The following is a 10,968-nucleotide window of genomic DNA, read 5'->3' as shown; positions in this document are numbered from 1 at the left end:
CCGGCTGGTTAACAATCTGGTGACCAGCTGCCTGATCTGCGCATACGGCAGGAAACAAAAGCAGATTGACGAGGATGTGGTGTACCAGGCAAGCCAGGAGCTGGAAGTTTAGGTGCGGAGGCGGCTCATATGTACAAAAGACTCAGCCTGGAATATTACTTTGCCAGCACCGGTTTTTATGATTTACTGCCACTGGCACTCCAAATGGCCAGGGAACTGCACTTTACCCCGGAGGAAATGATCGAAGCTATCTGCAAGGTGGCCGATAAAGCCAGAACGTATCCGCCGACCAGAAACCGGCCGGCCTGGTTTGCTGCCGTGTTCAAAGAAAAGTTGCTGGAAGCACGGGCGGAAATTCTGGCCCTTAAGAAAAAATATCCGTTTAACCGGTTTTGAGCGGTATTACCACCGGCTGCCTCTTTCGGGTAGCCGGTTTTTCTTTTTGGGGTTTTCGATGGAAATGCCGGCGGAATTTGAAAATTATTTATATGATTACCGGTTTAAAATGAGAATTTCCTTTTTTCCACCAGTTGGTTGCCCCAATTTAATTTGAAGATTTTTCCCGAATCAATTTGAAAATCTACAGGCCCGGTTTTACGGTACCGCGGCTTGGCGGTATGCTGTTCGGTTGCGTCCGGCAGCGCGGGCCGCAGCTGAAGGTTGCCGGAGTGGGGAGGTGCTGAGGCTGTGATAGGGTGGTTTTGCCGCCGGAGGCGGCAAACGCGCCGGAGGTAACGCTGCCGCAAGTGCGGGAAGAAAGCACACCAGGGAGACCTTTCAAGGTTCCAGCCGGGTAACACCTTCCAGTTTGTCGAAGTCTCTGTCATACGAATAAATCTCGCTCTGCTTGCGGACAAGCATCTGCGCGGCGATAACAGCATCGGTCCAATCGAGATTCTTTTCTACGTAGAGTTGGAGGGCCTTTTGAGCCGTTTTCTTGCTCGAAAAGCGCAAGCTACGCAGGTTGAGAATGGGGATGAGCAGCTCACGGATCTGTCTCTTAGGCTGTTTATAAAATTTTTCCAGGGTCCAGATGATATCTGCCAGGACAAGATCGGGCAACCAGACTTCTTCGGTACCGGCTTCAATCCGCTTCAATAGCTCAGCGCAACGGTTTGCCTGCTCCGGAACATCATTAGTCAGAAAGCGGAGGATAACGTTAGCGTCGAGTGCGCGCACTTTTCTCACGGCTGCGTTCCTCCATTGCTTTATGGCGGGCGGCTTTGAAATCCTGCGGCGCTGAAACCTTAACGGCGCCTTTGAGTGTCTCGATTCCCCCTTCGACGGGGAGAATCCGGGCGGTATCCTTCTCGACTACGAACCGCACGCGCGCCCCGGGACGGAGGTTCAAAAGTTTCCTGACCTCGGCAGGCAAGGTAATCTGGCCTTTTTTTGAAATCTTAGCGAACACTAAACTTTACCTCCATGAGACAAAAGGTTTACTTTTTGTGTATTGTAAAGCAAAACCTCTAACTTGTAAAGCATCTTCTATATGCAGTGGTGCCAGGCACTTAACTTATTAACTTATCGAGCCCCCCGGAGGTACCTGGGAAAATAGGTTTTCTGGCCGCTTTGATTGTGATCGTCGCCGCACCGATGCTCGGCGTCCTGGTGGTGCGGTGGAGGATTTCTGACCTCGGCACGGGCAAGGCGCCCGGCGCCGGCAGGGTGGCCTGGGTGGCTGAGGGAAAGCTCTGGGTCAAGGATTTGCCGGACGGCGGGGCGCGGGCACTGGCCGCCGGGGAGAATATTTCCCGCCCTGCCTGGTCGCCAACGGGGAATTGGCTGTTCTTCCGCAGGGGCGAGGATCTGTGGCTGGTCGGAGTCGATAGGAGTGAGGCCCGCCGCGTGGCGCAAGGGGTAGGTGAGTTCGCCTGGTCCCCGGCGGCGGACGTCTTCGCCTACACTGCGGGCGCGGGCCTTGAGCGGGTGGTGGAAAAGATGGGGCCCCTGACCGGGGAATTCACCTTTGGCTATTGCGGCGCCGTGGCGTGGGACGAACTTTTTGCCTACTGGCCGGGCTTTACGGACGCCGCGCTCATCAAGGCGGCGAAGAGTACGCCGGAGGCGGAGAAGTTCCTGGCGAAGTATCCCTGGGCGGAGATCGTCGTTGACCGGAGCGGGAAGTCGGCGATGGATTTCCGGGTCGATAAGCTTGAAGGTAATGATAAGCCTGGGCTCTACCTTCGGTTGCAGGTCCTCGTCGATCCGGACACCGTTGCCCCAGCCGGGCGGTTTCTCGACCTGAACGGCACGGTGGTCAGGAGGGAGATTCTGCGCCGCCTGGATGAGGAGACGGTTTTTGGGTCCAGGCTGCCTTACCTGAATCCGGCATACGGAGTGTACCTTGAATTCCCGCGTCGCTGGCGGCCGCGCCCGGGTTACGGCGACGTTGCAGGTATTCCGAGAAGCTACGGCGGTGATGACGGCTTCTTCCTGGTAAGCGCGATGAACGGGGAGGGCTGGACACCCGAAGAGGTGGCGCGGCACGAGGCTTCCCACAAGCTGAAGCCCTATGGCGAAAGGCCGCGGCTGGAGAAAACCGCAGTCAACGGCAGGGAAGGGTATTTCGTCTTCCCCTCGCCGAAACTTGGTACGGGGGCCGGGGCCTGCTTCGTGGTGCGTACCCGCGGCCCGTAGCGATCAAGGGCGAGAAATACTACTATTTTATTCTGTACGCGGACGCAAAACATATCCGGAATCTCGCCGCCTTGCTGCGGTTTCTGTAACCCGTCTTTTGAAGAATTTGCGGGCAGGTTGCTGACGGAAAAAGATAAATGTGTCCAGGCCTGGCGGCCGGGTGAGGAGCGGTAGCAAATCGGCGCTTTTAATACCAATGCAGGCTAAGCTACTGGGTAGCACCGTTCGCTTACGTGAGAATTATTGCCGTCCGGCGGGAGCGGCTGGACGACATCAAGGAGGATGACGCCCGGAAAGAAGGCTACCCGTCAGTGGAGACGTACCGGGAGGCATTCGAGAGGATATACGGGTTCTGGGACACGGACGCCGAAGCTTGATGCTGGAGTTTGAGTTGGGTGTAAGGCTTACGGTTAGTATTTCAAACGTCTGTGTCCGGGCAAATATTTTGACCCTGTTTGTCGGACAGTTCGACACGACAAAAATTTACAAAAAGTACCCGTTGTTTATTTGCTATTTTTTGCTATATGTTACTTAACTGGAGGAATTGGCAGGTAGCGGTAGAAATGGAAGGGTAGGTGGTAGCGCGGGTTCAAGGTAGGGCGATAAGTTTTGCGTGACTATGTAATCAGTTCTAAAACATATGGACCAAAGGGGAATAAGTTCGCCGAATCTGTAGCAAAATCGTTTCCTTTATCCAGCATACGGGTCGGTGATGTTCTGCAGGTTAAGCGGAGTAGTAGTGGAACTTACGGCCACTCGGTATACGTTAGCGTCATCAAGGGTAGCACCCCGGACAAAATTTTTGTTTGCCAGCATAGCAGTGAGATCAAAAACAGAACATTGGAGAATTTAATAAATGGCTGGGGCGGTCCGAATACGTGCTACATTAGAGGTGTACACTTCTCCTCGGCTCAATTTCAAAAGTAATTTGAGAGGAGTGATTCTGTGAAAACGAAAGCGGCAATGCTGTTAGTTATATTTACGGCAGTGGTCCTGGCGTCAGGATGTATGAAAAACGCAGCCAACGAATCCGGGAAGAACCCGCCGGCAGCGTAAGGTGGAAGTGAGCCTGCGCCAGCAAAAAAAAGCGGGGAGCACGAAAATTTTAAGATTCTCGAGAAGCGCCTGGCGGCAGAGGATATCGCTGAGTGCAAGCGAGTCATTGAAAAACATTTCGAGGCTCTGAAGACGCATGATGTTGAGTTGCTCGATTCTACGATGTACAATCCCACCGGCGTCAAAACGAGACCCGACGACCCTCAAATTTTGCGGATAAAAGAGGCTAAAGTCTACCGGATCAACGAGAATCCCAGGTGGTTTATCTTAGAAAGCTTGCAGGAGGAGGGAGCGGGAATTTCCCGGCTATCCGGCAAGACCTGGTATAAGGTTGCCATACTAAATGTCGATCAACTGCTGGTCCGGGTTTACGAAAACTCAAAGGAAGTCTGGCGTGACGAAAGCAACGTCGACTACATCCTGGTCAAAGAAAAGCCGGAGTCGCCTTGGGTCATTTTAGGTGCTGGTAGGTAGTTTCGGCAGAGAATCAGGCTTTTAGTAGGTGACCCCGTTTAGCCGGTGTCGGACAAACCGGTAGGCCGCACCTAACCCGGCACTCAACACCCATCGCAATACTTAGCTTCTAAAGTATTAACTTAACCTGGGTGTTGAGTGCCGGGTTGAGTGCTGGGTGAGGCTGAGGTCTCCCTGTTGCTACAGCCTGCTCCCAGGGGCGGGCAAATCCAATCCGGAAAGGGGCGAAAGCCTGGTCATGGGGAGGCCGCTGGCCTAAAGTTTGGAAGAAGAGGTGTAGCAGAAAAAGGATGTACCGAGTGCTCAATTTTGTAACGAATTTGTAATATTTTAGTCACAAATTCTTAAATCCTGCCAGGTATAATTTCTGGTAAAGCTAACCTGAAAGGGGAACCAATCATGAAAATTAAAAAATGGATAACAATGATAAGTGCAGCGGGGTTGTTCAGTGGGATGCTTTTGGCGGGGTTACCTGCCGGGAAAGCAATGGCTGCGGGCGGTCCGCCAGCATGGGCAGGTAAGTATAATGTGCAAGTAGCCAGGCCGAACACCACCGGTGCAGGCATAATGGCTGGTGCGGCTCTGAGGCGGACAGCGGGCTCGATGAATACGTCGGTGGCGCAGTTCCTGGGAATGGATGTATCTACGTTAATTACTGCACGTCACTCCGGCAAGTCGTTGGTTGAGATTGCAGCCGAAAAAGGTATAAGTGAGGAACAGCTGATCAACTTTATAGTCAGCCAGCGAAGCTCTCAAATCGACCAACTACTTAAAAATGGCAGGATTACACAAGCGCAGGCCAACCAGTGCAAGCAAATCATGGCTGAGCGAATAAAGGCAAATGTCAACCGTACGACGGTAGGGCCAAACCGTTTCGGCGGGGCTGGGCGTAATGCCGGTACTTAAAACTTAAATGAAGACGCAGGCGCGGACGGATAAGTCAGTTTTAAAAAACACCTTCTTTCCTTTTCAACCCGGCCTTTACGTCGGGTTTCTTTTTTGGGGGTAGCATCGGCGAAACACAGCGAAATCCCGGGCTGCCAAGGGACGGCGGAGTATATGGGGCGGGCGTGGGGTGAAGGTTAACGCTCTTACCCGGAGAGACCTGCCGGATAAGCCCAGCACTCAGACGTCTGAGTGCTGGGTAACCCGTGTCGGGAGGCACGGCTGAACCGGCAGGAGTCAGCAGAGGGCATAGTACCCTGGGGGTCATGAACTCCAGGGGAAGGCCCGAACATCAAGTCAGAGGTGAGACCGATGCGTTCGCGAGAAGGGCGAAGACAGACGGGGGGACATTTGGATAGTTTGGCGGACCCGGCTCTGGGGGCACCCTGCCGCTGCGAGGACTTAAAGCGCCTTTGGGCGTGTATGCCGTCATGGGCAACCACGACCACCACTTCGGCAAAGAAAAGAGAAGAATCCGCTTCCGCCCCGGGAGGGAGAGAGGAGCTTCACGAGATGATCGAAGCGCTGCCGGACTGAAAGGTGGCGGAAGCGAGGGATCTGCTGTGCCAGCTTTTCAACGGGGAACCGAGAAGTTCACTATGACGTGCAAAAAATTCAAGGTCGCGCTTTTCGACAGGACGGGGAAGTTGACCACGACCTTGTACCTGTTTACCGGCATGTGGTGGATGGTCCTGTCGTTTCTGTTTGCGCCGCGCGGCTATCTGGTGTCGCCGGAGGGGATAACTATCCGTGCCCTGGTAACGTCATACGTCATACCCAAAAATAAAGCGGCTGCTACCCGGTGGGCAGCTCCCAGGCCCTTGCTGACGTGCTGGCAGACGTGATCGAGGCGCATGGCGGCCGGGTACTCCTGCGCGCACCCGTAGAGCGCATCCTCATCGAAGGAGGGGCGGGCCGGCCACATTCGCCCGACCACCATTTTAAAATGTGGCCCGCCTGCCCCATGTCCGGAGCAGACGGGCTACAAGCAAGAGGGCGGCAATGCGCGGACTGCTTAACGGGTATGTACTGCCGTAAATCCGGGCTATTGCAGTGGCTTCATTAAATCAAGTGCTTCCTGTGGTACAAAGGTGGTCACACCATTATAAACGGTCAGGCCGTTCATTTTAACCAGCTTACCGTTGATTTCGGCAAGATTTTTGTTTACCGGCAATTTTAATTTATCATTGTCCCTGGTAACCACAAGCACGGGGTTGTTGGGATCACTGTCATCCCATTCCACCCTGGCGCCCCTGGCCGGGAAAGCGGTTTCTGCCGGCACGAAGAGCTTTTTGGTGGTTTCCTGTAAGTTAAGGCCCAGTATTCTCTCCATGTACTTAGCTATATCTGTGTTTTCAATCACTCCCGTGGGCCGGTCGCCGGTCGGCGAGTAGACGTACAGAACTACATCTTCGCCGGTGTGGCCGTTGGTGGTCCACCCGATATGGGCCCGCTTGCTAATCATCGGTCCCACAACGTAATTTAACCTGCCTGGTTTGGCTTCTTTGATTGCTTTGATTTCGTCCTCCGTCAGGTCGGTGATGCCGTAATAAGTTGCCATTACTTCTTTGATGTTGCTCCTGTCGGCGTTTAATTTTTTCTCGACGCCTTCACCGGTCAGTTTTGCCCTCTTTAAAGGCTCGATGAAGGTGGAAAGGGGCAGCTCGTCGTAATTTTTGCTGGTCTCCCGGTCTCCGATGGTGATTCCACCGTTACCGTGGTCAGTTACTGCGATGACAACAGTGTGCTTATCCTTTTTGGCAAAGTCCAGGGCCACTTTTACGGCGTTGTCAAAGACCAGGATATCGCTGATTACGCCCACCGGGTCATTGGCATGGGCGGCCCAGTCTATTTTACTCCCTTCCACCATCAGGAAGAATCCATCCTTATCTTTAGAAAGCACCTCAATGGCTTTGCTGGTCATTTCCGCCAGGCTGGGCTGTTTTGCCGGGTCACGGTCAAAATCATAACTTAGATCTTTGGGAGCAAACATTCCCCACAACTTGTTGGAAGTGGACTTACGAAGTGCTTCCGGCGTGGTTACATAATCATAACCCAGGTCCTTGATTACCTTAATTAAGTCTTCCCTGTCTTTTCTGACCTCGGGTGTCAGGTATTTGGAACCGCCGCCCAGCACCACATCTAAACCGCTATATACTTGTTGTTCGAGAATATCATCATAGTTGTTCCGGTCCGGGTAATGGGCGGAGAAAGCTGCCGGGGTGGCGTGGGGTATTTCACAGGTAACCACCAGTCCCGTGGCTTTTCCCGCCAGTTTTGCTGCTTCGAGGATGGTGGCCACGGGTTTCTTTTCATCGCCTCTGGCGATGGGTTGAAGGCCCGGCATGTCGGCCACGTCAGGCAAAACCGCCACGTAGCCGGTACGGGACTTAAAGCCGGTGGAAAAGGCCGTTGCCGCAGGTGCGGAGTCAGCGATGGCTGCGTCGGAGGAGTAAGTTCTCACCAGGCCGCAGGCCATTTCGTCCATGGCCAGGGGCGTACCGCCTTTATACCACCTGGCCAGAGTTGTCCCGCCGACGCTCATGCCGTCTGGGATCATGAGGATAACATTCTTTACGGCAGGTGCACTTGCCGCGCTGGCGAGGGGGACAGAAACGCTGACCAACAGGAGCAAAACAATAACGAGGATAGCCGGGATTCTCTTCATGGTTTTGGTCATAGCGACACCTCCGGGAAAAATATTTTTGGCGTTATCTTAACAGATTTATGTTAAGCTTCAATTGATGACCAGATAACTGCTTGTTAAATATTGTTAAACAGGTGTTAAATACCAATAGTTTGCCGGGCCGGCTTGAACGACAGTTCCTTTTTTAGATCAACGGGAAAGCAGGTTTACCGGGATGGCAGGGATGGGGGTAAAGGGGTTGCGGATGGCCGGACTACCGGAAGGGCCAGCACGTTTTGGCATGATGCGGTTCAGCAGCTCTTACTTGGTATTCCAGCCGGCAGTAAACTGTACGTGCGGACAAGGAGGGGATGCTCTTGACCGAGCCTGAACGAGTGTGTATGGCGGCAGAGGAGAAATTTGCCCTGGCGCCTGCCGACCCGGAGACCACAGTTGCCCTGTTAGTGCTAACCGTTCCCCTCGGGGTCCTTTCCCTGGTGGGTGTAGCGGTCGGCATATCCGACCCGGCGGAACTGCCGGGGTTTCTGGCCTTCCTGGGAGGTGTAGTACTGGTGATAGTGTTGCTGGTGGCCGTTCTCTTCGCTTTTACGCCTACGGCTTACATCCTGGACGCGCAGAGGATAAGGATTGCCAGGCGTTTCGCCCGCCCGGTGCTCGTGCCTTACGCGCGGGTGAGAAGAATTGCGCTGCGGCAGTTTCCCGGCCCGCCTAATATTGTTTGGCTAGGTTCATACCCGCTGCGGGGGTTCTTCGGCTATTTCGGCTGGTTCAGGGTGGAGCGCCTGGGGTGGATCAGGGTTTACGCCACGTCCTGGGATGGCGAGATGGTGGTGCTGGAGACCGACCGGGAACCGTACTTTCTTTCCCCGGCGGAGCCGCAGAAGTTCTGCGAGGCGCTGCGGGCCCGGCTTTGCGGCACTGCGGCTTAGTGGTGCTGTTCGGCGCGTCCGGCGGCGCGGGCCGCAGCTGAAGGTTGCCGGAGTAAGGAGGTGCTGAGGCTGTGGGGCTGCTGTGCCGGCTTTTCAGCGGGGAACGGAGAGGTTCACTATGACGCGCAGCAAATTCAAGGTCACGCCTTTCGACAGGACTGGGAAGTTGACCACGACCTTGTACCTGTTTACCGGCATGTGGTGGGCGGTACTGTTGTTTTTGTTTGCGCCGCGCGACTATCTGGTTTCGCCGGAAGGGATAACCATCCGCGCCCTGGTGACGTCATACGTCATACCCAAATGCAAGATTAAGCGTGTTGAGATAGTCGAAGATGTGAAACCCGGGGTCGGGTTGACGTGGTTGGCCGGGTTTTGCGGATACGCCGGTCTTTTTGCCATGGCCGACGGCAGCACGGCGAAAGTCTATGCCACTCGCTTGGACCGGATGGTGCGGATACTGACCACCGGAGGGGGCCCTTATCTCCTCTCCCCGGCGGAGCCGGAAGCCTTCGTGGAAGAGGTAAACAGGGTGATTCTGGCCCAGCCGGAGTTGCGGGAAGGGTAACGGAGAGGATGAAGGCGCCATCCGGGGCCATGACTCCGCTAGGTGTTGAGTCGATGAAGGGAAAAGCGATCCAGGGGACAGTCTTGCTGGCGCGGTTGTTTCTTACCTCCCGTAGAGCAGGCTTAGTATTGCAACCGGCTCTACGGTATGGTAGACTAATGCTGGAGGATATTTAAACATTTTTCTAAATATCTAAATGTAAATAGCCATTCGCGCGGCTGGCAGGTGGACAATGATGTTAAGTTTGGTTTTTAAAGCGCTGGCGGACGAAACGCGGCGGGAAATCCTGCGGCTCCTGCGGGAAGGCGACCGCACGGCGGGGGAAATCGCCGGACGGTTCGACCTGACCAAGCCGACCATCTCCCACCACCTGGGCGTGCTCAAGCAGGCCAACCTGGTGCAGGACTACCGGAAGGGCCAGCACGTTTACTACTCCCTGAACACGACCGTTTTCCAGGAGACGGCGGCCTGGTTTCTGGCGGTTATGGAGGGGAGGGGGCGAAAGGATGAGGGTAAGGCGGTCGGGAAGCGGAAAGCCGGTAGGGATGAACGGGAGGGTGGTAAAGCGTGCGGAAAGAGAATAAAAGCGAAGGTTATTCCCTCAACTGGAAGGCTTTAAAGCCGGACTGGCCGCTGTGGGTAATCCTGGCGGGGCTCATTATTGCGGGATTTCTCCTTTACCCTATGCTTCCGGAGCAGGTGCCCGTTCACTGGAACATCCGGGGCGGGGTGGACCGCTACGGCTCGCGGGCCTATGGGGCCTTCTTCGCACCGCTTTTGACTTGCGGCCTTTACGCGCTGATGCTGGTGATGCCCTTGGTCGACCCGTGGCGCGAGAATTACGCCCGTTTTGGTGGTGTTTACCGGTTGCTGCGCTGGAGCCTGGTGCTCTTTATGGCCGGCATCTACGCTGCGGCTACGGCGGCAGCTCTCGGGTACGGCTTGGATATAGGCCTGCTGGTTAAAGGCGGCGTTGCTCTCCTCTTTGTCGCCGTTGGCAATGTTATGGGACAGGTACAACCCAATTTCTTTGTCGGCATCCGGACACCCTGGACCATGGCCAGCACGGAGGTCTGGCGGCGCACCCACCGCCTCGCGGCCAAAGTGTGGGTGCTGGGCGGTCTGATCTGTCTTGTTCTGGCACCGGTGCGTTCGCCTGCAGGCGCGTACGTGTTTTTCGCGTGCGTGGCCGTGATGGGGCTGGCGCCGATGATCTACTCGTACGCTATTTTCAGGCGGCTGAGGAACTAGTCTCTCTTGTCGGGAGGGATGAGTGACCGGCGGCGAATAGGGCGGGCGGTGGTGGATTGCTGGTCTAAAGTTCCAATAACTTAACTAATTTTGCAGGCATTTCCCAGTGCTTCAAATCGGGGCTAACGTAGTAATATTGCGAATTCGCCTCCTTAACTGTAGATCGTAAAATAGAATTGACCCCCGATCGTCAAATAAAACTGACCCACCTCATGATAAAATCTCCCTCGAGAGGGGGAGGCAAAAGAGGTGGTAAGCATGTACAAATGGCAACGCATCAAAGCACTGCATACCCAGGGGGTCAGCATCAGGAAAATAGCCCGGACACTGGGTATATCCAGGAATACCGTTAAGAAGTACCTTAAAGACGCCAACCCGCCACAATTTAAAGCCAGGAAGTATGATAAACAACTGGACCGGTACAGGGAAGAAATCCAGGCCATGCTTAATAAGGGTTATAT

General features: G+C 54.7%; 16 protein-coding genes. 12 read left to right on the top strand and 4 right to left on the bottom strand.

Annotated features, from left to right (window positions below; translation table 11 throughout):
- Nucleotides 1-129 precede the first annotated feature (129 nt).
- Complete coding sequence (locus BUB44_RS14525) at nt 130-396, top strand: hypothetical protein (protein ID WP_073167642.1); 267 nt, start codon at nt 130-132, stop codon at nt 394-396.
- A gap of 381 nt (nt 397-777) precedes the next feature.
- Here BUB44_RS14525 and BUB44_RS14515 read toward each other — a convergent pair whose 3' ends face one another.
- Nucleotides 778-1,188: a PIN domain-containing protein gene (locus BUB44_RS14515; RefSeq protein ID WP_073167637.1), complete on the bottom strand. Its 411-nt coding sequence runs from the start codon at nt 1,186-1,188 to the stop codon at nt 778-780.
- A complete protein-coding gene (locus BUB44_RS14510) occupies nt 1,160-1,411 on the bottom strand; it encodes an AbrB/MazE/SpoVT family DNA-binding domain-containing protein (RefSeq protein ID WP_073167634.1) in 252 nt (83 codons plus the stop codon). Before BUB44_RS14510 ends, BUB44_RS14515 begins: the two co-directional genes overlap by 29 nt.
- Before the next feature lie 167 nt (nt 1,412-1,578).
- On the opposite strand from BUB44_RS14510, the gene BUB44_RS14505 reads away from it, so the two are divergent.
- The 6 genes from BUB44_RS14505 (at nt 1,579) to BUB44_RS15250 (ending at nt 5,652) form a co-directional block, all read left to right on the top strand.
- Nucleotides 1,579-2,640, top strand: a complete 1,062-nt coding sequence (locus tag BUB44_RS14505) for a TolB family protein (RefSeq protein ID WP_242655999.1) — start codon at nt 1,579-1,581, stop codon at nt 2,638-2,640.
- A 233-nt stretch (nt 2,641-2,873) separates the two neighbouring features.
- Nucleotides 2,874-3,017, top strand: coding sequence for a hypothetical protein (locus BUB44_RS16185; RefSeq protein ID WP_423219802.1), 144 nt, complete (start codon nt 2,874-2,876; stop codon nt 3,015-3,017).
- Between the two features lie 232 nt (nt 3,018-3,249).
- Nucleotides 3,250-3,567, top strand: coding sequence for an amidase domain-containing protein (locus BUB44_RS16180; protein WP_073167629.1), 318 nt, complete (start codon nt 3,250-3,252; stop codon nt 3,565-3,567).
- Between the two features lie 183 nt (nt 3,568-3,750).
- Nucleotides 3,751-4,170 carry a DUF4829 domain-containing protein gene (locus BUB44_RS14495; protein WP_083543270.1) on the top strand — a complete coding sequence of 140 codons (420 nt, stop codon included), beginning with the start codon at nt 3,751-3,753 and terminating at the stop codon, nt 4,168-4,170.
- Between the two features lie 399 nt (nt 4,171-4,569).
- Nucleotides 4,570-5,076 carry a hypothetical protein gene (locus BUB44_RS14490; RefSeq protein ID WP_073167624.1) on the top strand — a complete coding sequence of 169 codons (507 nt, stop codon included), beginning with the start codon at nt 4,570-4,572 and terminating at the stop codon, nt 5,074-5,076.
- Nucleotides 5,077-5,466: 390 nt separating this feature from the next.
- The gene (locus tag BUB44_RS15250; protein WP_131821648.1) at nt 5,467-5,652 is read left to right on the top strand and encodes a hypothetical protein; all 186 of its coding nucleotides are present in this window, start codon (nt 5,467-5,469) and stop codon (nt 5,650-5,652) included.
- Between the two features lie 181 nt (nt 5,653-5,833).
- On the opposite strand, the gene BUB44_RS15245 is transcribed toward BUB44_RS15250, so the two are convergent.
- Both BUB44_RS15245 and BUB44_RS14480 read right to left on the bottom strand, forming a co-directional pair.
- On the bottom strand, nt 5,834-6,040 hold the full coding sequence (locus BUB44_RS15245) for a hypothetical protein (RefSeq protein WP_131821647.1): 207 nt from the start codon (nt 6,038-6,040) through the stop codon (nt 5,834-5,836).
- Between the two features lie 120 nt (nt 6,041-6,160).
- Nucleotides 6,161-7,795, bottom strand: a complete 1,635-nt coding sequence (locus BUB44_RS14480) for an alkaline phosphatase (RefSeq protein ID WP_073167619.1) — start codon at nt 7,793-7,795, stop codon at nt 6,161-6,163.
- A gap of 323 nt (nt 7,796-8,118) precedes the next feature.
- Here BUB44_RS14480 and BUB44_RS14475 point away from each other — a divergent pair, with 323 nt between their 5' ends.
- The 5 genes from BUB44_RS14475 to BUB44_RS14455 all read left to right on the top strand — a co-directional run.
- Entirely contained in the window at nt 8,119-8,691 is a 573-nt protein-coding gene (locus tag BUB44_RS14475) for a PH domain-containing protein (protein WP_165611060.1), read from the top strand.
- A 118-nt stretch (nt 8,692-8,809) separates the two neighbouring features.
- Nucleotides 8,810-9,256 (top strand): PH domain-containing protein, encoded by a 447-nt coding sequence (locus BUB44_RS14470; RefSeq protein WP_073167644.1) that lies wholly within the window; start codon nt 8,810-8,812, stop codon nt 9,254-9,256.
- 235 nt (nt 9,257-9,491) lie between these two features.
- Nucleotides 9,492-9,875 carry an autorepressor SdpR family transcription factor gene (locus tag BUB44_RS14465; protein ID WP_073167614.1) on the top strand — a complete coding sequence of 128 codons (384 nt, stop codon included), beginning with the start codon at nt 9,492-9,494 and terminating at the stop codon, nt 9,873-9,875.
- Nucleotides 9,824-10,507: an SdpI family protein gene (locus tag BUB44_RS14460; RefSeq protein WP_073167612.1), complete on the top strand. Its 684-nt coding sequence runs from the start codon at nt 9,824-9,826 to the stop codon at nt 10,505-10,507. The genes BUB44_RS14465 and BUB44_RS14460 overlap by 52 nt, the downstream gene beginning before the upstream one ends.
- Nucleotides 10,508-10,765: 258 nt before the next feature.
- Nucleotides 10,766-10,968, top strand: a 203-nt coding sequence (locus BUB44_RS14455; protein WP_114362203.1) for a helix-turn-helix domain-containing protein, incomplete at its 3' end; no start/stop codon positions are given.

Origin of the sequence: Desulfofundulus australicus DSM 11792 (assembly GCF_900129285.1) — a bacterium.
In the GTDB taxonomy this organism is placed as follows: domain Bacteria; phylum Bacillota; class Desulfotomaculia; order Desulfotomaculales; family Desulfovirgulaceae; genus Desulfofundulus; species Desulfofundulus australicus.
This window is presented reverse-complemented; position numbering and strand designations above follow the sequence as displayed.